The sequence below is a fragment of the Xanthomonas sp. NCPPB 2586 genome, from assembly GCF_041475775.2.
In the GTDB taxonomy this organism is placed as follows: domain Bacteria; phylum Pseudomonadota; class Gammaproteobacteria; order Xanthomonadales; family Xanthomonadaceae; genus Xanthomonas; species Xanthomonas campestris.
On sequence record NZ_CM192981.1, the window covers coordinates 3,448,948 to 3,469,241 of the forward strand.

The following is a 20,294-nucleotide window of genomic DNA, read 5'->3' on the forward strand; positions in this document are numbered from 1 at the left end:
CTTTCCTGCGCGGCACGGCATTCGTCGTTATTTGTTGGCTAACTGCGTGTGCTGTGCGCAGGAGGCATGCTAGTGGGAATGATGATGCGCGCCCTGGCCATGCGCATGACTATGCGCCTCGCCCGCAGCAGCCGGCGTGGAAGGCGTGCCGCACGGATCGGCTCCGCAATCGCCGCTCTCCACCTGCAAGGTGACGTGCGCGATGTCGAAGCGGTCGTGCAGCAGTTCGCCCAGCGTTTGACGCAGGCGGTCGCGGTCGATCGTTTCGCCAACCACCACGTGGGCCGTCAAGGCCGGGGTGCTGGAGGCCAGGGCCCAGACGTGCAGATCATGCACGTCGTCCACGTCCGGGTGCCCGGTCAGGGCTTGGCGTACCTGGGCGAGATCCACGCCTTTCGGCACGCCTTCCAGCAGCACATTGATGGCTTCGCGCAGCAACACCCAGGTGCGCGGCAATACCCATAGGCCGATCAGCACCGCCAGCACTGGGTCGATCCACTGCCAGCCAGTCCACCGGATCAGCAAGGCGCCGATGATCACCGCGACCGAGCCGAGCATGTCGCTCCAGACTTCCAGATACGCGCCCTTGACGTTGAGGCTTTCGCCACTGCCGGCGTGCAGCAGCTTCATCGCGATCAGGTTGATCACCAGGCCCAGCCCGGCGATCAGCAGCATGCCGTTGGAGGAAATATCCTGCGGTGCGCGAAACCGTTGCGCGGCTTCCCAGAGGATATAGGCGCCCACGCCGAACAGCAGCGCGCCATTGACCAATGCACCCAGCGCTTCAAGGCGCACGTAACCGTAGGTACGACGCGCGTCTGCCGGGCGCCGGCTGAGCCGGACCGCGACCAGTGCGATCATCAATCCCAAGGTGTCGGTCGCCATGTGCGCCGCATCCGACAACAGCGCCAGACTGTTGGACACGAACGCGCCGATGACTTCGGCAACGAGGAAGGTGGCGGTGAGAGCCAGCGCCCACCAGAGCGGTGTTTCGTGGCGGATTTCGCTGGGTGCGTGGCTGTGATCGTGTCCCATGGGGTGTCGGCCTTGTGCAATGCGCGCACCTTAGGGCCACGCGGTTGCGGAGACTATTACACCGGCGCGTGATGAGATCACATCACGTGAGGGCGGCGCTGCTCCTTATTGCCCAGGCCGGATAGCAACCTGGGGCGGCTAACGAAAGCTCTCGCACACCGTCGCAATGGCGGCACGTGCTGACCACGCTGCCTTCATTGGCGGGTGGAGTGATGTCGTATCAACAGTGACATTGCTCGGATGAAGAGGCTGACCAGACCGCCCGTCCTCAGACGGCTGCACTGCTTGCAAGCATGCGTACCGACCATCTCGACAGGTCCTTGCACGCACCGTCGCGTGACCTCATGCGGCATGGATGGCGCATAAGAACCTACAGGGAGGGACTTGCGGCGTGTCCCGCGATGGTGGGCGGGCAAGAGCCTCGCAGCCAGGCCGCAGATCGTCGCTCTGCCCCCTACGCCGCTCCGTTCGATCACCTACAAGACGGATGCCGGTGACAGGGCCAGCAACGCACACTTGGCGGTGGGCGTACCAGCTTTATCAGCTGCCCTCACACCTTGGCCACCAGCTTGACCACGCTGGAGAAATCCAGCGCGCCATTGCCAGCCCGGCTGTTCATGGCGTAGAGGTTGCGCGCCAGCTCACCCAGCGGAATCGATGCGCCCGCCTGCACCGCGGCCTCGGCGACCAGGCCCAGGTCCTTGAGCATGAGGTCATTGCCAAAACCGCCGCTGTAGCCGCGCGAGGCGGGTGCGTTCTCCAGCACACCGGGCCACGGGTTGCAGACCTCGGTGGCCCAGCTGCGCCCGGTGCTGACCGCCATCATCTGCGACAACACCGCCGGGTCGAGCCCCTGCGCCACGCCCAGCGCGATGGCTTCGCCGGTGGCGGCCATGATCACACCCAACGCCATGTTGTTGCACAGCTTGGCCACCTGCCCGGCGCCGTTGTCGCCGACGTGGAAGAGGTTCTTGCCCATCGCCTGCAGCACCGGACGCGCGCGTTCCAGCGCCTGTGCAGCGCCGCCCACGATGAAGGTGAGTGTGCCGGCTGCCGCGCCAGCAGTGCCGCCGGACACCGGCGCATCCAGCATGTCCAGGCCGCGCGCATGCGCAGCAGTGGCCACCGTGCGTGCCATTGCCGGCGCAATGGTGCTGCAATCGATCACCAACGCGCCGGCGGGAATGTGCGCAAGGATGCCGGCATCGCCCAGATACAGCCCTTCCACGTGCTTGCTGGCAGGCAACATGGAGATGACGACCTCCGCGCCGTGCAGGGTGTCGCTTGCGGAACTGGCCACCTGCGCGCCGGCGGCATGTGCGGTATCCAATGCACTGTGCACCAGGTCGAACACACGCAGCTCGTGCCCGGCCTTGATCAGGTTGGCGACCATCGGCCCGCCCATGTTGCCCAGGCCGATAAAAGCGATCTTGCTCATGCAGTTGCTCTCCGGATTAACGCGCGCCAAGGTCGGCCAGTGGGTGCTGTCCCGCCGGCCACGGCGCAGTGAAGAAGGTGGCTGCCCAGGCCGCATCGGCCTGTTCCAGCGTTGGCGGTTGCCATGCGGGCTGGCGATCCTTGTCGATCAACAACGCACGGATGCCTTCGGCGAAATCGCCATGCGCGGCTGCGTGCAACGCCACCATGTATTCGGTGCGAAACGCGTCCGCCAGCGTGGTGGTGCCGGGATGGCGCTGCAGCTCCCACGCCAGCCGTGCAGAACCCGGCGCGCCAGCGGCAAAGGTGGCGCGCGCGGCCTGCAGCCAGGCGTCTTCGCTTTGCAGTGCCAGTAGCGCGTCGGCAACCTGCTGCAGCGTGCCGGCCGAGACGATGCTCGCGATCAGCGCAGCGTGCAGTTGCAAGGGGCCGGGTTCCACTGGCTGCGCCAGGCCCTGCAGGAAAGCGCCCAGCTGCGCGCGATCGTGAGCGGCATCACCGGTCCAGGCATGCGCGCTCAGCGCATCCAGCACCGCATCATATTGCACATGTTCCAGGCGCACGTCGGCCAGTCCGGCGTAGATGGCGTCGCTGGCGTTGAGCGGTGCGCCGCTGAGCGCGAGAAACAGACCGCTGCCGTGGGGCACGCGGCGCAGCAACCAGCTGCCGCCCACGTCCGGAAACAATCCCACGCTGATCTCCGGCATTGCCAGCCGCGAGCGCTCGGTGACCACGCGATGGCTGGCACCCGACATCAAGCCGATGCCGCCGCCCATCACAATGCCGTGCCCCCAGCACAACACCGGCTTGGGAAAGGTGTGGATGCGATGGTCGAGGCGGTATTCCTCTTCGAAAAACGCAGCGGCATGCGCGTTGGCCTGTGGCTGCGCAGCGCGCCGCGCGATCTCGGGCACCGCCTCCGCATGCGCACGCATGCTCTGGTACAGCCCATGCAGATCGCCACCGGCGCAGAACGCCTTTTCACCGGCGCCACGCAAGACCACGCAGGCAATCTGCGCATCATCGGCCCAGGCACGTAGTTGCGCGTCCAGCAGTCGCGTCATCTCCAACGACAGACCGTTGAGGGTCTTGGGCGCGTTCAAGGTGGCGATGCCGATGGAGTGACCATCGGCGCAGGCACGTTGCTCGAACAGCACCGGTGAATGATCGGAGGCGTTTATTTCCACCATCAGTGATCGCTCCACTGCGGCGCGCGTTTTTCCAGGAACGCGGCCACACCTTCGCGCTGGTCGGGATGTTCGAACAGGTCCACAAAAGCTTCGCGCTCTGCCACCAAGGCGGCCGCGTGCGTGCCATGGCGTGTGGCTTGCACCAGGCGCTTGCACGCCGCCACGCTCTGCGGGCTTTGCTTGCCGGCGCGTTGCGCCCAGGCGATGGCGTGCGCGCGTGCTTCGCCGGGGCCGACCACCTCTTCCACCAGGCCGATGCGCTGCGCGGTGGCGGCATCGATGCGTTCGCCCAGCAGGATCATGCGCTTGGCCCAGCCCTCGCCTACCAGCCGCGCCAGGTTTTGCGTCCCACCGGCGCACGGCAGCAAGCCGACGCTGGCTTCCGGCAATGCCAGGTGCGCCTGTTGTTCGGCAATGCGCAGGTCGCAGGCCAGTGCGCATTCCAGGCCGCCGCCCATGGCGTAGCCATTGATCGCCGCGACCGACACGCCGCGGAATGCGCTCAGGGCTTCGAAGGCCTCGCCGAAGCGGCGCGCTGCCTCGCGTGCCAGCGCCTTGTCGCCCTCGGCAAACTGCTTGAGGTCAGCGCCGGCACTGAAGAACTTGTCGCCGGCGCCGGTGATCACCAAGGCATAGATGCTGCGGTCGGCATCCAGCGTCAGCACCAGGTCGCGCAAGGCGGCCAGGCTGTGCACGGTCCAGGTATTGGCTGGCGGGTTGCTCAACGTCACGATGGCGACGTGGCCATCGCGCTCGAGCTGCAAACCGGTATGCGCGCGTCCTTCCCAGTCGCTCATCGCAACTGCTCCTCGCTGTTGAGCAGGTGGCGCGCGATGATCATGCGCATCACCTCGTTGGTGCCTTCCAGGATGCGATGCACGCGGCTGTCGCGCAGCAGGCGCTCGATCGGGTATTCGCGGATATAGCCATAGCCGCCGTGGATCTGCAGCGCCTCGTCGCAGATCGCAAAGCCGGCGTCGGTGGCAAAGCGCTTGGCCATGGCGCACCACACCGTTGCGTCGTGGCTGCCGGCGTCGAGCTTGCGCGCCGCGGTGTGCACCATCTGGCGTGCGGCCACCAGTTGCGTGGCCATGTCGGCCAGCTTGAATTGCAGCGCCTGGAAATCGGCCAACTTTTTGCCGAACTGCCGGCGCTCGCCCATGTAGCGGCGCGCCGCATCCAGTGCGCCTTGCGCGGCGCCCAGCGAGCAGGCGGCGATATTGATCCGGCCACCGTCCAGCGCCTTCATCGCCATCTTGAACCCCTCGCCTTCCTTGCCGAGCAGGTTGCCGGCGGGAATGCGCACATCGGTGAAGGTGATGCCACGTGTGGGCTGGCTATTCCAGCCCATCTTTTCTTCCTTGCGGCCGTAGCTGATGCCCGGTGCATCGGCCGCCACCACGAATGCACTGATGCCGCGTGCGCCGTCTTCACCGGTGCGTGCCATCACCACCAGCACATCGGTGGCGCCCGCGCCGGAAATGAAGGCCTTGCTGCCGTTGAGCACGTAGTCGTCGCCGTCGCGCTGGGCGCGGGTCTTCAACGAGGCCGCGTCCGAGCCACTCCCCGGCTCGGTCAGGCAGTACGAGCCCAGCTTGGCACCGCTGGTCATCGCCTCGCCCCACTGCGCACGCACGCCGTCATTGCCGTAGCTGGCAATCAACCAGGTGGCCATGTTGTGGATGGTGATGAAGGCCGAAGTGGACGGATCGACCGTGGCCAGCTCCTCGAACACGATGGCCGCGTCCAGGCGCCGCATGCCCAGGCCGCCAACGCCTTCGTCGGTGTACAGGCCGCAGAAGCCCAGCTCGGCCGCCTTGCCGATGGCTTCGCGCGGGAAGTGGCTTTCCGCGTCCCAGCGCGCGGCGTGCGGTGCCAGTTCCTTGTCGGCGAAGTCGCGCGCGGCGGCGCGGAAGGCCTGCTGTTCGTCGTTCAAATCCACCGGGTCAGTGGGCAGTTGGATCGCTGCGTTCATGGCTGTGGGCTAGGCTTATTTGAGGGAAATGGTGGTGTTGACGCCATGCCCCAGCGTCTCGTCGTCGAACCAGCGCGCGGTGATGGTCTTGGTCTGCGTGTAGAACATCACCACCTGCTTGCCGTACGGCCCCAGGTCGCCGAGCTTGGAAGCACGCGAGCCGGTAAAGGAGAACAGCGGCACCGGCACCGGGATCGGCACGTTGATGCCGACCTGGCCCACGTCGATATCTTCCTGGAAGCGCCGCGCGGCCGCACCGGACTGCGTAAACAGCGCGGTGCCGTTGCCATTGGGGTTGGCATTGACCAGCGCGATGGCCTCTTCCAGCGTGGCCGCTTCCAGGATCACCAGCACCGGCCCGAAGATTTCTTCGTCATAGATGCGCATGCCCGGGGTGACGCCGGAGAAAATGGTGGGGCCGACAAAATTGCCGTGCTCAAGACCAGGCACTTGCGGCGTGCGTCCATCCAGTTCCAGGGTGGCGCCCTGCGCCACGCCCGAGGCGATCAGGCCTTCGACGCGCTCGCGCGCCGCGCAGGAAATCAGCGGCCCCACATCGGTGCCCGGCGTGCTGCCGGCGCCCAGTTTCAAGCCCCTGGCCTTGGCCACCAGCGCCGGAATCCACTGCCGTGCCTCGCCCACCAGCACCAGCGTGGAGGCGGCCATGCAGCGCTGGCCGGCCGCACCGAAGGCCGCGCCGACCATCGCATTGAGGGTCTGCTCCTGATTGGCGTCCGGCAGCACCACCGCGTGATTCTTGGCGCCCATCATGCATTGCACGCGTTTGCCGGCCAGCGAGGCACGTCGATACACATGCGTGCCCACCTTGGTGGAGCCCACGAACGACAGCGCCTTGATGTCGGGGTGGTCGCACAGGGCGTTGACCACTTCTTCGCCGCCGTGCACCACGTTGAGCACGCCCTTGGGAATGCCTGCTTCCAGCGCAAGCTCAACCAGGCGCATGGTCACCATCGGGTCTTGCTCGGAAGGCTTGAGCACGAAGGTATTGCCGGTGGCGATGGCCATCGGAAACATCCACAGCGGAATCATGGCCGGGAAGTTGAACGGGGTAATGCCGGCGCACACACCTAGCGGCTGCAGCAAGGTGTAGGTGTCCACGCCATTGGCGACGTTGTTGGCCAGCTCGCCCAGCTGCAGGTTGCCGATCGCCGCGGCGTGTTCCACCACTTCCAGGCCGCGGAACACATCGCCTTCGGCATCGGCCAGGGTCTTGCCCTGCTCGGCGCTGAGGATGGCGGCCAGCTCAGGCATGTGTTCGCGAATCAGCTGCTGGTATTTGAGAAAGATGCGCGCGCGGGTTCCGATCGGCGTCTTGCGCCAGCCCACGAAGGCCTGCTGCGCGGCGGCCACGGCCGCGTCCACCTCGGCCGGTGTGGCAAAGGGCACCTGGGCCAGCACGCTCTGGTCGGCCGGGTTGACCACGTCCTGCCAGTGCGTGGTGGCAGAGACAACCAGGGCGCCATCGATCAACAGGGAAACGCGTGGGACGGATTCGCTCATTGCAGGGCTCGCTTACAAAGGGGGCTGATCAGCTGCTTCGCATTGTTCGCATCCAACCAGCGCCTTCCCAGTCTGGAACTGCTTAATCGCGCTAAGCTGCGGGCAGTCTTTTGCGAAGCTTGCGAATGCCCCAGTCCAGCGCTCTCCTCCGCCATCAGCTCGGCCTGCGCCTGCAGCGCCTGCGCCAGCGGCACGGGCTGACCCAGGCCGAACTGGCACGTCGGCTCGGCCTCTCCCCGAGCTATCTCAACCAGATCGAACGCAACCAGCGCCCGCTGACGCTGGCGATCCAGCAACGCCTCAAAACCGCGCTGGGCGACCTGGACGGCCTGCTGAGCGCGGACGACCCGGCGGCACTGGTCGAGCCGCTGGATGAGGCGTTACGTGCGCTCGGGCATGGCCTGTCGGCGGCGGAACTGCGCATGCTCACCGGCAACCTGCCGCAGGTGGCACAGGCGCTGCTGGACCTGCAGCGCGCGCATACGCATCTGCAAGAGCGCACTGCCGCGCTGGAAGTGCAGGTGGGCGCCGAACACGCCGCGTTGCCGTCGCTGTCGCCGGGCGAGCAGGTGCGCGACTACTTCAACCGCGCGCACAACTACCTGCCCGAGCTCGACGAACGCGCCGAGGCGCTCTACACCGAACTTGGGCTGACCCCGGAAAACCTGCGTCTGCGTCTGCGCCAGCGCCTGGCCGACCGCCACGGGCTGCTTGTGCAGGAAGCACCTGACCTGCACAGCGACAAACGCAGCGTGGATGTGCAGGCGCGCGTGCTGTGGCTGCCCGCCCATCTGCGCCCTGGCCAGCAAGCGTTCCAGATGGCGGCGCAATTGGCCTTGCTGGAATGTGGGCCGCTACTCGATGCGCGCATCGCCGATGCCGGGTTTGAGGATGCCGAACGCATTGCGTTGTCGCGGATCGGCTTGTCGAACTATTTCGCCGGCGCGCTGGTGATGCCGTACACGCCGTTCCTGCACAGCGCGCAGGCATCGCGCTACGACATCGAGTGGCTGGCCGACCGCTTCGGCGTCGGCTTCGAGGCGGTCTGTCATCGCCTGAGCACCTTGCAGCGGCGCGGTGCGGCAGGCCTGCCGATCTTTTTCATGCGCGTGGACCGTGCCGGCAATGTGTCCAAACGCCACTCCGCCACCGACTTCCATTTTTCGCACGTCGGCGGCGCCTGCCCGTTGTGGATCGTCTACGAAGCCTTCAACCAGCCCGACCGCATCCTCACCCAGATCGCACGTATGCCCGATGGCCGTCGCTATTTCTGGCTGGCCCGGCAGGTGACCAGCGGGCCGCCCGGCTATGGGCGGCCACGCAAGACCTTCGCGCTGGCGATGGGCTGCGACCTGCGCCATGCCGATCAACTGGTCTACGCACGTGGCTGGGATCTGGGCGCAGTGGACGATGCAGTAAGGATCGGCCCGGGCTGCCTGACCTGCGAACGCAGCGACTGTGTGCAGCGCGCATTCCCGGCGCTGCCACGGCTGCCGGCCACGCGTTAGTCCGCCGACGTGTGCGGCGCGACTACCTCATACGGATGCGATGCGGCGCGTTACGCCAGCGTGACGCAAGCGGGCGCTAGCGCTGCACTGCAGCATTCCAACGCGAGATAGCTCCCGCAAAATGCTTCATTGGAATGGAATGTCATGCGCTTCTACCCTGAAGCGGACACATGCAGTACAGGGGGCGCGCCATCGGGTCATGCGATGACGCGGCACGCATACCGCAGGTGCACCACTAGCGCATTCGCAACACCGTCATTCCGCGTAGAAACACGCTAGCCGCGCGTTTCGCGCCACCCGGCCACACCGTGGCCGGCCTCATTCCGATTCGGTCATTTTGTCCTGGGAGGGATCAAAAGATGCCTGTTCACCACTCCGCCCGCCCGGTCAGCCGGCACGCGCGCCCGCTGCCTGCCCGTGCAGTGCTGTGCACCACCATCGCCTGCGTGCTCGCCACCGCCTTCAGTGCCCAGGCCCAGGACAGCGCGCCGCCCGCGCAGCCGCCGGCCACTGGCACGACCACCGCCCAGGCGCCGGTCACGCTGGACAACATCACCGTGATCGGACAGCGCGCCAGCCTCAACCAGGCCGTGCAAGCCAAGCAGATGTCCGACCATGTGATGGAGGTGATCTCCGCCGACAACATGGGCCAGATGCCCAATGTCACCGTCGCCGAGGCGCTGGTGCGCCTGCCCGGCGTCAACGGCACCCGCGACCGCGGCAACGAGAGCCTGGCCACCGTGCGTGGCCTGGGCCCACGCATGACCATGGGCACCGTCAACGGGCGCGAAATCGCCTCGTCCGAACCCAATCGTGCCGTGCGCTGGGAAGTGTTCCCCACCGAGATCGTCTCCACGGTCAAGGTGTACAAGACGCAGTCGGCAGACCTGGTGGCCGGCGGTCTGGCAGCCACCGTGGACATCTCCACCATCAGCCCGCTGGACTATACCGGCGCAGGCTTTGTCGGCACCGTCGGCCCGGTGTTCTACGACCATGCCAAGGACGTGGACGGCTACAGCCCATGGGGTAACCGCTTCGGCGCCAGCCTGGTGCACAAATTCAACGACAACCTGGCCGTGGCGTTTGGCGCCACCTACCAGAAGCAGAAGAACTCCAACTCGTCGATCGGCAGCTGGGGCTATACCGACGCCACCACCTCGCGCGATGTGGATGGCGATGGCACCGTGGATCCCACCCCGTTCGGCGCCGCCGACCAGCTCAAGCTGACCGAACAGACCCGCACCGGCGCGATGGGCACGGTGCAATGGCGCTCGGGCAACTTCGAGATGAAGTTCGACGGGCTGTATTCGCGCATCGAAATCGACGAGGACCAGCTGCAGAACTGGTTCAACGGCCTGGCCTTCAGCACGTTCTCGACCGGCGCCAACCCGTACACCACACCCGGCTCGTCCTACACCATCGTCGATGGCGACGTGGTGGCCGGCACGCTGGCCAACTCGAACCTGCAGGTCGACCATGTGGTCAGCCACTACAACGAGGTCAAGACACTCACCGCGGGCGGTTTGAACGCCAAGTGGAACGGCGATGTGTGGACACTGGCCAGCGACCTGTCGTTCTCGCAGGCCAAGCGCGACAACACCTGGCAGGCGGTGCGCTTCGGCAGCAACCCAGACACGGTGTCGTTCGATTTCCGCCGCAGCGTCACGCCCACCATCCGCACCAGTTCGGACACGCCCGAATACGGCATCGCCGGCCAGACCGAGCCGCAGGCATTGCGCGACAAGATCGCCGCGCTGGCGCTCGACGCCGGCCGCCAGATCGACATGGCCGCGTTCACCTCGGTGGAATTCGGCGTGCGCGCCGCGCGCCGCGAAAAACAGAACCGCCGCTTCATCAGCAACCAATCCGGCTACGACCAGCCGATTTCGGCGTACCAGAACCTGATCTACCCGGTGACCATGCCGGACTTGAACGTGCCCACGCTCACTGGTGGCAACATGGATGCCATTGCCGATGTCGGCTTCGGTGGGTTTGATCCGGCCACGCTCGACGAACAACTGCTCGACCACTGGAACGTCAAGGAAGACGTGCGCGAAGCCTTCGCCAAGGCGGTCTTCAGCTCGCAACTGTTCGGCACCGATGTCACCGGCAACATCGGCGTGCGCCTGGTCAACACCAAGACCACCAGCGACGGCTTCGATTCGGTTGGCACCACCGTGCAGGCCAGCAGCGACAGCAAGGAATACACCGACGTCCTGCCCAGCGCCACGCTCAACTTCCTGATCGACGACCAGCGCATCCTGCGCTTTGCGGTGGCCAAGGTCATCGCGCGCCCGCCGCTGGACGAATTGCGCACCGGCCGCCGCCTGGACGACCCCACCGTGACCGTCGGCCAGCTCACCGGCAGCGGCGGCAACCCGCAGCTGGACCCGTTCAAGGCCACCCAGGTCGATGTGTCGTATGAGTGGTACTTCCACAAGGAAGCGCTGGCCGCGCTGGCCGTGTATCGCAAGGAAGTGGACTCCAGCATCGGCTACCGCACCGACCGCGAAGTGATCAACGGCCTCGATTACCTGGTCAGCGCGCCGTTCAATGGCGGCGGCGGGCATATCAACGGCGTGGAGCTCACCTTGCAGACGCCGTTCTACTTCATCCCGCACATGGAAAACTTCGGCGTCTACTCCAACTTCTCGCTGGTGGATTCCAACCTCAAGGAATTCTCGCCGGCAGACAACCCGTTGCCGCTGAGCGGCCTGGCGCGCAAGACCGGCACCTTCGACCTGTGGTACAGCAACGGCACCTTCGAAGCGCGCGTGGGCTACAAGTACCACAGCCCCTACACGGTGGTGTACGGCTGGAATGCGGCGCGGCTTGCGCGTCTGCAGAGCGAAGGCACGGTGGACTTAAGCTTGAACTGGCAGTACAGCAAGCAGCTGGGCTTCCGCTTCCAGGCCGGCAACCTCACCAACGAACCGCTGCGCGCCTACACCGACAACAAGCCCAACCGTCTGGCCAACCAGGACGACGGCGGCTACCAGGTGTTCGGCCGCCGCTACGCGCTGGAAGCCACCTACAAGTTCTGAGCACCACCGACAGCCTGGCTGCGCAGTCGCACAGGGCGCGCAGCCGCAGCCGCAGGTGGGATGTACGCCGTGCATTCCACTTCGCGTGACCGGCCGCGCCCAGGCGCGATGACCTGCGGCATGCTGTCGGCCGCTTCATGTTTTCGATCTGCCGAGGAATTGCATGCGCTCCACTCACCGCCTCTGGGCGCCGGCGCTGCTCGCGCTGGCACTGTCCACCGCCGCTTACGCCGCACCCGCCCCGAAAACGCTGTATCTGGGCGCGGACCTGTCCTACGTCAACGAGATGGAGGAATGCGGCGTGCAGTACCGCGAGAACGGGGTGGTGAAAGACCCGTTCGAACTCTTCCATACACATGGCGCCAACCTGGTGCGTGTGCGGCTGTGGAATGACGCACGCTGGACCAAATACAGCGACCTGTCCGACGTCAAGAAGACCATCCGCCGCGCGCGCGCGCAGGGCATGCAGGTGCTGCTGGACCTGCACTACTCCGATGATTGGGCCGATGGCGAAAAACAGCTGATTCCCAAGGCCTGGGCCAGCATCACCGACACCGACGAGCTGGCGCGCACGCTCTACGGGTTTACCTACGACACGCTGAGCGCGCTCGATCGCGCCGGGCTGATGCCCGAGCTGGTGCAGGTGGGCAACGAAAGCAATTCCGATCTGATGGACAGCATCCCCTGGGACAAGAAGCGCCCCATCGACTGGCAACGCAATGCCAAGCTGTTCAATGCAGGCATCAAGGCGGTGCGCGACATCAGCGCACGCTCGGCCATCAAACCACGCGTGATGCTGCATATCGCCCAGCCGGAAAATGTAGAGCCGTGGTTCGCCGCCGCGACCAAGGCCGGCGTCACTGACTTCGATTTGATCGGCATCAGCTACTACCGCAAGTGGTCCAGCCAGTCGATGGCCGAACTGGGCAAGACCATCAAGCGCCTGCGCGGCCGCTTTGATGCCGACGTGGTGGTGGTGGAAACCGCCTACCCGTGGACGCTGGCATCGGGCGACACCTCGCACAACCTGCTCGGCGAAGACTCGCTGATTGCCGGTTACCCCGCCACGCCGCAAGGCCAGGCGCGCTACATGGTGGATCTCACCCAACTGGTGATCGATACCGGCGGCGCCGGCGTGGTGTATTGGGAGCCGGCATGGACCAGCAGCAGCTGCAAGACGCGCTGGGGCACCGGCTCGTCGTGGGAGAACGCCAGCTTCTTCGATTTCCAGCACAACAACGAAGTGCTGCCAGCGATCGACTTCATGCGCCATCCGTACACCGGCGTGCCTGCATCGCATCAGCCCGAGGCAGGCAAGCCTGCTATCGACACGCAAGGCGACGCTGCCGACAACAAGAGGGCGCAGCCATGACCGGCATCAATCGCCGCGAATTACTGCGCGGCATGTTGGCAAGTGGCGTGCGTGCCGCACTCCCGGCCGGTGCAGCCGGTGCGCTGTTGCCCGGCAGTGCGGATGCAGCGCCAGCCGCGGCGAAAGATGCCACGCCGCTCGCCCCGCTCGGCGATGCAAGCCTGGCACCACGCGAACGGCTGCTGTTCGATTTCGGTTGGCGGTTCCATCCCGGCCATGCCAGCGACCCGGCACGCGACTTCGAGTTCGGCACCTTCCAGCGCACCTTCGCCAAGGCAGGCAAGGACACCGCCACCGCCGCGCAACTGGCCTTCGACGACAGCAGCTGGCAACAGGTGGACCTGCCGCACGACTGGGCCGTGACCCTGCCCTTCCGTCCGGAGCCGATCTCCGCCTCGCTGACCGAAGAAGACCCGGCGGCCGCGCATGGCTACAAGGCGCTGGGCACGAGCTTTCCGGAAAACAGCGTGGGCTGGTATCGGCGCACGCTGCAGATTCCGGCCAGCGATCTGGGCAAGCGCATCTGCCTGGTGTTCGACGGCGTGTTCCGCGATTGCGTGGTGTTTTGCAACGGCCACATCGTCGGGCGCAATGCCAGCGGCTATTGCGGCTTCGAGGTCGACCTGAGCGAAGTGCTCGACTACGGCAAACCCAACCTCATCGCGGTGCGTGTGGATGCCACGCTCGGCGAAGGCTGGTTCTACGAAGGCGCCGGCATCTACCGGCATCTGTGGCTGCAGAAGACCGACCCGCTGCATGTGCCGCAGCATGGCGTGTTTGTGCGCAGCAGCCTGCAAGGCGACAACGCCACCGCGCAGCTTTCCACCGAAGTGCGCAACGACGGCACCGCGTCACGTCAATGCGCGGTGCAGGCCCGCATCACCGCACCGGATGGACGCATCGTGGCGCAAGCGGCTAGCGCAGCGGTCACGGTTGCGCCCGGTCAGGTACAGGTCGTCGAACAGACCGTGCCGCTCGGGCAGGCCGCGCTGTGGTCGATCGATGCCCCGCAGCTCTACACCCTCACCACCAGCGTGCACAGCGCAGGGGTTGCGGTCGATGCGCTTGCAACACCGTTCGGCGTGCGCAGCATCGCTTTCGATGCGCAACGCGGCTTTCTATTGAATGGCGAGCCGTTGAAATTGCACGGCACCAATAATCACCAGGACCATGCCGGCGTTGGCACGGCCATTCCCGATGCCTTGCACGCATGGCGCCTGCGCCAGCTCAAGTCGATGGGCTGCAACGCATATCGCAGCTCGCACAATCCGGCCACCCCCGAACTGCTCGCGCTGTGCGACCGCCTGGGCATGTTCGTGATCGAAGAAACCCGCCGCATGTCCACCGACCCTGAAGCAATGGGCGAACTGGAGACGATGGTGCGGCGCGGGCGCAATCACCCGAGCGTGATCCTGTGGTCGCTCGGCAACGAAGAGCCGCAGCAGGTCACCGAGCGCGGCGTACGGATCGTGAGCCGCATGCAGCAACGCGTGCGCCAGCTCGATCCCACCCGTCCTACGACGTTCGCCATGGACAAGGGCTTTGGCGATGGCGTCGGTCAAGTGGTCGATGTGGTCGGCTTCAACTACCGCACCAGCCAGATGGACGGCTTCCATGCGCAATACCCCAACATTCCGATCTACGGCAGCGAAACCGGCAGCACCGTCTCGGTGCGCGGCAACTACCAGCGCGACGATACCCGCGGCTACACCCGCGCCTACGACACCGACCACCCGTGGTGGGCCAGCACTGCCGAAGCCTGGTGGAGCTACGTCGCGCAACGCCCGTACATCGCCGGCGGCTTTATCTGGACCGGTTTCGATTACCGCGGCGAACCCACACCCTACAACCGCTGGCCGAATGTCGGCTCGCAATTCGGCGTATTGGATAGTTGCGGCTTTCCCAAGGACAACTACTGGTACTACCGCGCGCAGTGGACCAGCGAACCGGTGCTGCATCTGTTTCCGCACTGGAACTGGGACGGTCTGCTGCAGCCCGATGACAAAGGCCGCGTCGAGGTCTGGTGTCACAGCAATCTCGAAGCGGTGGAACTACTGGTCAACGGCGTCAGCCAGGGCCTGCAGCAGGTGCCTGCCTACGGCCATGTCGAATGGCGCGTGGCATACGCACCGGGCGTGATCGAAGCGCGCGGCTATCGCGGCGGCAAACTGGTGCTCACCGAACGCCGTGAAACCGTCGGCAAGCCGGCAGCGATCCGCCTGAGTTGCGATCGCAGCGCACTGCGCGCCGATGCCGAAGATGTGGCGGTGGTGAAAGTGGAGATCGTCGATGCGCAAGGCCGGCTTGTACCGAATGCCGACCACCTGGTGCACCTCGTCCTGCGTGGACCTGCACGTCTGATCGGCGTGGGCAACGGCGACCCCAGCAGCCACGAAGACGACAAGGCGCCGCAGCGCAAGGCATTTAACGGCTTGTGTATGGCGTTGCTGCAAAGCACGCGCAGCAGCGGCCAGATCCTGCTGCAGGCCACCGCGCCAGGCCTGACCTCGGCAGCGCTGCATCTGCAGGCTGCCACGTCGGCCTTGCGGCCGTCGGTCGACTGAACGTCGACCACCAGGCGCAGTTCGCCCCTGCACAGCCCGCGTGTCTGATCGGCGCGGGCTGTGGCGACTCCGGGCACCCCGGAGACGACAAGATACGGCAGCACAGGGCGTTCAACGGTTTGTGTCCGGCCGTACTGCAAACCGAATGGACTTCCGTCGAAGTGATGTCGGACGTTGATGTATCCGGCCTGACATCCCGGAAACCGCGCCTGACTGCGCCGCGTGAATCGTTGTGGCTTGAGTCGCCTGCGATCTTCTCCAGCGACACTAACGATCATCGCTCACTGCTGGCAGCACTTCCTGCCCAACGGCAAGCCGGGAAGCAATAACGCTGACGGACGCGCTTGCCGAGAGACAACCTCAGTGGCAAAGCAGTACTGGGCCGTTCTTGCACATGTCTTCGCTCCGACAACCAATCGAGCAGATGACCGCTTGTCCTCACGCGCCGATTTTGCACAAGGTCACGTTTCTCGGTCTGGACATCAACGCACATGGCGTTCTCCAGCCTCGTGCGTATTGCCGCCAAACGAGCCAACTCACAAGGCTATTCCGAGAGCGGGGCGCTGCGATCGTCAATACGTGTGCATCCCGGTGCGCGGCGGCACTGAACTTAGCGGCGCAAATATCGGGCAGAAAGGCGATATCCCTTGGCCGAAAGCGACACGATACAAATTTATTTTCTTGACTGCTGCAAATCGCTTGACGCGCCACTCTGTCAACGCCGGATGAGCCTCAGCTATTCCACAGCCTCATAAGACACACCTGGATTCGTCATGAGCGTCAAAAAAAACCAGCATAGGCCATCACATAATACATCGCTTAAATCAAACCATCTTCGCAATTCGAGGTCACTTTCCCCCGCAAGGATCTGGTTATCTTTTGAGATCAACGAACGCCTTTTAGTCGCAATGGTTAACTGATTTCTGCATGCGATAGTTTACGTAAAGATAGTAACCGACTTTTGACCTGCCCCCACCGGCCATACCAGTGATTACTGATAAAGCCCGGGGTTGAAGGGTACTGCGTTGTTGCCGGTTTGTGCTCGGTGGTTGGAGGCAAACTGCGCTGGCGGGATGCGACCACAGCTGCTGTGCGGACGTACCTCGTTGAAGTCACGCCGCCAATCGGCGATGACCTCGCGAGCCTGGATCAGCGACGTGAACCAGTGTTCGTTGAGACATTCGTCGCGGAACTTGCCGTTGAAGCTCTCGATGTAGCCGTTCTGCATGGGTTTGCCGGGTTCGATCAGGATGTGTTCGATGTCACGCTGCTGTGCCCAAGTGATGAAGGCGCGGCTGGTGAACTCCGGGCCGTTGTCCGTGCGCACCGCGCGGGGATAGCCGCGGAAGCAGGCGATCTGCTCCAGCACACGCACCACGTAAGCCCCGCTGATGCCATGGTCCACCGCGATGTCCACGCATTCATGGGTGAAGTCGTCGGCGACGGTCAGGCATTTGATGCGGCGGCCACTGGCCAACTGATCAAAGACGAAGTCCATGCTGATTACCTCGTTGGGATGCCGCGCTGGCCGTAACGGCTGCCGCTGTGCCGCCGGGAACTTGGCCTTCTTGCGCCGGCGCACGCTCAGCTTCGCCTCGCGGTACAGACGGTAGATCTTCTTATGGTTCACCTGCGGAAACTCCGGGCGCAGCAGGTCGTGCAGGCGGCGATAGCCGAAGCGGCGACGCGCCTGCGCCAGTTCCACCAGTCTGGCCGACAGGGTTTGCGTCGCCGGCGTGGGTGTCGGCGCGTGGCGGAAAGCATCGCGGGAGATCCCCGCAAGGCGACAAGCCCGGCGCTCGCTGATCGACGTCAGCTCGCACATGCGCCGGATTGCCTCGCGCTTGCGTTGCGGGGCTAGCGTTTTACCCCGAACCCGACCTTCAGCGCCTCGATGTCCAGGTGCGCCTCGGCCAGCAACCGCTTCAGGCGGTTGTTCTCCTGCTCCAGCTCCTTCAGGCGCTTCGCGTCTTCGGCCTCCATGCCGCCGTACTTGGCCCGCCACTGGTAGAAGCTGGCCGGGCTGAAACCGTGCTGGCGGCACAGCTCAGCCACCGCCATCCCGGCATCCGCCTGCTTGATGAATCCGATGATCTGCTCGGTGGTGAAACGACTCTTCTTCATGTCCGTCCTCGTGGTTGACGGACTTTACAGCTTCACGTGGTACGGCTCAGCGGGGGCAGGTCACTTTATCGCACCGCGTGGTGATTCGTGGCAATAGCTGACACAGATAACGTTGCTTGAACATATACGTTAATCGCAGGCAACAACAGTTCGAACCTGATTTGGATAAGCCATTACCAACTCGATCCAAACTATGCGAAGTCTCTGAACCGCACTAGCGGAGTCATGCCTTACAAATTAAAGGGGATCTAGCCACACAGTCCCACGTCGGGGATGCATTTGCGCCCCCTCAATGGATGCGCTTGACACGCATGCAAACGGCAATGTTCGTCGCTTTAATTTTCAAAAATCATTAAATATCCAGCGAATTATCCGCCCTAGGAAAATCAATGACTGAAAATACTAGATTGGCCCACCCCAGAAAGTCCGCCACGCCATTCATCATCGCAGGAGTCGTGGCGGTCATTGGGGCGTACTCACTGATGCATCTTGCAGTTCAATCAGGCAGCCACAAAACTGTTGACGCAAGCCGTATCACCCAAACGCCCCGTCCCGTCGAAGTTGGCCATGCAACGCATGCGCAGCATGCGAAGATGAATCGGGTTGAATTCAACGACCTCACAAATTCTGAAACTGGCAAGCCCTTCGAGGCGGGCGAGGTCCAGCAACGCCTACAGGATTTTTTTGATCGTTGGGATTCAGGCCATGCCATGTCCCTGGCAGAACGAGACATCTTCATGTCCCGCTTACTCAGCACAATCGATTCCAGCCCGGAGGCGCGAAAGGACGTGGCTGACTATTACGCGAGAATACCCGCAAAAGACGCTGCGAACCGGGAAATTGTTCAGAACATGATCGTTCGCAGCGAGTCCGGCATAAAGATGATGGTAGACGAAGCGAATCGCATCTGGAAAAGCAAGGACTCCAGCCTCTAAACCGCAATGTATAAAACGTATGCAAACTTTCCTGGTACAGCTTCCAGGGAGGCACTATCTGAAGCGATGTCCACTCTCAATAGCCACGCGAGCGACGTACCTACATCGGTCGCTGCCTTGAACTTTATTGGCACGATCGAAGAAGACACATCCAAGGATGCAATGTCGCTCAGAAGCAATGCACTTTCCCAGCTGAACTCGGTTGCGACCGGAAACGGCGACGACCTGGTGAAAGCACTGGCTGCGCAGAAGGTTTACCGACTCTCCGCCCCCGATGCCGCAGCAGATGCCGCAGTCAACTACCTGAGAGGCGGTGCAACCGAACAGCTGGTGAGACAGACGCTCAATGCGATCGCAAGCGGCGAAGTTGAGCTCACTCCCCCGCTAAGGTCGACCCTGCTGACCGCAGTCGCACGCCCCTCTGCGGCGCCTCAAGAACGGGAAGTTCTGGAATCTCTGCTACAGGGTCACAGCTGAGAGCACGCGTCCAACTCCAGCCACCACACACCCGCATTACCTAGCCATCTGTGCTGCGAGTCATGCGATAAATAATTTCAAATACCAAAATTCACCCGTTGATTTTTTCAAATCACATTGATCTGGACCAACCTGATCAATTGATAGCGCAGCAATGCACGTAACGCTTGAAAATAAGCCACACACACGAACAATAAAAATGCACCACTACTGGTTGCGCACCTGAAAATTATTGATACCTGGCAACACTTAACCCCCACTGGGTCGAGTCATCCAGAAATAAAATCCACCTCTAAAATCAAACAACCGCACGGAGACAATCGTGATTAAAAAGTTGAATAATTATCTCTACCCCGCTCTCTTGGTGTTGACCATGGTGGGAACCGCCCAGGCATCGCCGGAAAAACACATGTTCACCACCTTCGGAGGATAGTTAGGAAAAACTCAAAAGTCCTTCTACGAAGATGCCGCCGATCTTTCGGTATGTTACGGGGACGAAGCACATTGCCCCACCTCCACGAAGTCCACAACGCGCGGCGCATGCCGAACCGACGGCTTCGACATAGGCGGGAGCTGGGATTTGCCGATCAAGATTCCCGGATTATCCCTAGCGGGGAATTACAATTATAGCTAGACAGAATGCAATGAAAAAGCCGACGAGAACTCCTGCCCTCCGAAAGCGAACTCGAAATACGCTCCTGCGATCCTGGTCGGCGAACGTTGGGGCCGCGAACATGTCACAGGAGCCAATTCCGCATGGTTCCAGAATGGTGGTTGCGAGGCTGGCTACACAAAGAAATGGATGGGTGGCGCCAACTTTCGGTGCGAATACACTGGTGCGCCGTACTACAGGGACGGCTATCTTCCTGAATTTCGTTACGTCGGTTGCGAATATATCCCGATCTGAGGGGGCATATTAAGCAGCAACCAGCTCGTTTACACAAAGTCACGACCGCATTCGTGCCTGCTCTGTTGAGTAGGCACGAATGTCAGGAGAGGCCGTGACCAATAACACGCAGGCAGTGCTTATGACGGGCGCAGGCCGGAGCATTTAGCGGTTGACGGTGCTAGCGAGCGTAATAACACCTGCACGGCGAGTGCTTAATTCAGAT

13 protein-coding genes are annotated in these 20,294 nt (G+C 63.4%); 6 read left to right on the forward strand and 7 right to left on the reverse strand.

The genetic code is table 11. The features are described from left to right. Positions 1-69: 69 nt before the first annotated feature. From ACCQ09_RS15010 to ACCQ09_RS15035, 6 genes are all read right to left on the reverse strand, one after another. Positions 70-1,035 (reverse strand): cation diffusion facilitator family transporter, encoded by a 966-nt coding sequence (locus ACCQ09_RS15010; protein WP_011036459.1) that lies wholly within the window; start codon positions 1,033-1,035, stop codon positions 70-72. 550 nt (positions 1,036-1,585) lie between these two features. Then, complete coding sequence (gene mmsB, locus ACCQ09_RS15015) at positions 1,586-2,473, reverse strand: 3-hydroxyisobutyrate dehydrogenase (RefSeq protein WP_011036458.1); 888 nt, start codon at positions 2,471-2,473, stop codon at positions 1,586-1,588. A gap of 16 nt (positions 2,474-2,489) precedes the next feature. Then, positions 2,490-3,677 (reverse strand): enoyl-CoA hydratase/isomerase family protein, encoded by a 1,188-nt coding sequence (locus tag ACCQ09_RS15020; RefSeq protein ID WP_372357254.1) that lies wholly within the window; start codon positions 3,675-3,677, stop codon positions 2,490-2,492. Then, the gene (locus ACCQ09_RS15025) at positions 3,662-4,459 is read right to left on the reverse strand and encodes an enoyl-CoA hydratase (protein ID WP_011036456.1); all 798 of its coding nucleotides are present in this window, start codon (positions 4,457-4,459) and stop codon (positions 3,662-3,664) included. Before ACCQ09_RS15025 ends, ACCQ09_RS15020 begins: the two co-directional genes overlap by 16 nt. After that, a complete protein-coding gene (locus ACCQ09_RS15030) occupies positions 4,456-5,637 on the reverse strand; it encodes an acyl-CoA dehydrogenase family protein (protein ID WP_011036455.1) in 1,182 nt (393 codons plus the stop codon). Before ACCQ09_RS15030 ends, ACCQ09_RS15025 begins: the two co-directional genes overlap by 4 nt. Positions 5,638-5,652: 15 nt before the next feature. Further along, positions 5,653-7,158 (reverse strand): CoA-acylating methylmalonate-semialdehyde dehydrogenase, encoded by a 1,506-nt coding sequence (locus ACCQ09_RS15035; protein ID WP_011036454.1) that lies wholly within the window; start codon positions 7,156-7,158, stop codon positions 5,653-5,655. Positions 7,159-7,283: 125 nt separating this feature from the next. Here ACCQ09_RS15035 and ACCQ09_RS15040 point away from each other — a divergent pair, with 125 nt between their 5' ends. The 4 genes from ACCQ09_RS15040 (at position 7,284) to galA (ending at position 15,646) form a co-directional block, all read left to right on the forward strand. After that, a complete protein-coding gene (locus ACCQ09_RS15040) occupies positions 7,284-8,666 on the forward strand; it encodes a helix-turn-helix domain-containing protein (protein ID WP_011269925.1) in 1,383 nt (460 codons plus the stop codon). 359 nt (positions 8,667-9,025) lie between these two features. Then, positions 9,026-11,710 carry a TonB-dependent receptor gene (locus ACCQ09_RS15045; RefSeq protein ID WP_075285874.1) on the forward strand — a complete coding sequence of 895 codons (2,685 nt, stop codon included), beginning with the start codon at positions 9,026-9,028 and terminating at the stop codon, positions 11,708-11,710. A 163-nt stretch (positions 11,711-11,873) separates the two neighbouring features. Continuing rightward, the gene (locus tag ACCQ09_RS15050) at positions 11,874-13,082 is read left to right on the forward strand and encodes a glycoside hydrolase family 53 protein (RefSeq protein WP_040941602.1); all 1,209 of its coding nucleotides are present in this window, start codon (positions 11,874-11,876) and stop codon (positions 13,080-13,082) included. Then, complete coding sequence (gene galA, locus ACCQ09_RS15055) at positions 13,079-15,646, forward strand: beta-galactosidase GalA (RefSeq protein ID WP_228428369.1); 2,568 nt, start codon at positions 13,079-13,081, stop codon at positions 15,644-15,646. The genes ACCQ09_RS15050 and galA overlap by 4 nt, the downstream gene beginning before the upstream one ends. A gap of 991 nt (positions 15,647-16,637) precedes the next feature. On the opposite strand, the gene ACCQ09_RS15060 is transcribed toward galA, so the two are convergent. Continuing rightward, a protein-coding gene (locus ACCQ09_RS15060) for an IS3-like element ISXca1 family transposase (protein WP_506182621.1) occupies positions 16,638-17,770 on the reverse strand; the annotation gives its coding sequence in 2 pieces (ribosomal slippage) (positions 16,638-17,515 and positions 17,515-17,770; 1,134 coding nt in all). A gap of 389 nt (positions 17,771-18,159) precedes the next feature. Here ACCQ09_RS15060 and ACCQ09_RS15065 point away from each other — a divergent pair. Beyond that, entirely contained in the window at positions 18,160-18,705 is a 546-nt protein-coding gene (locus tag ACCQ09_RS15065; protein WP_040941604.1) for a hypothetical protein, read from the forward strand. A 66-nt stretch (positions 18,706-18,771) separates the two neighbouring features. Further along, a complete protein-coding gene (locus ACCQ09_RS15070; RefSeq protein WP_011036448.1) occupies positions 18,772-19,182 on the forward strand; it encodes a hypothetical protein in 411 nt (136 codons plus the stop codon). The last annotated feature ends 1,112 nt before the right edge of the window (positions 19,183-20,294 follow it).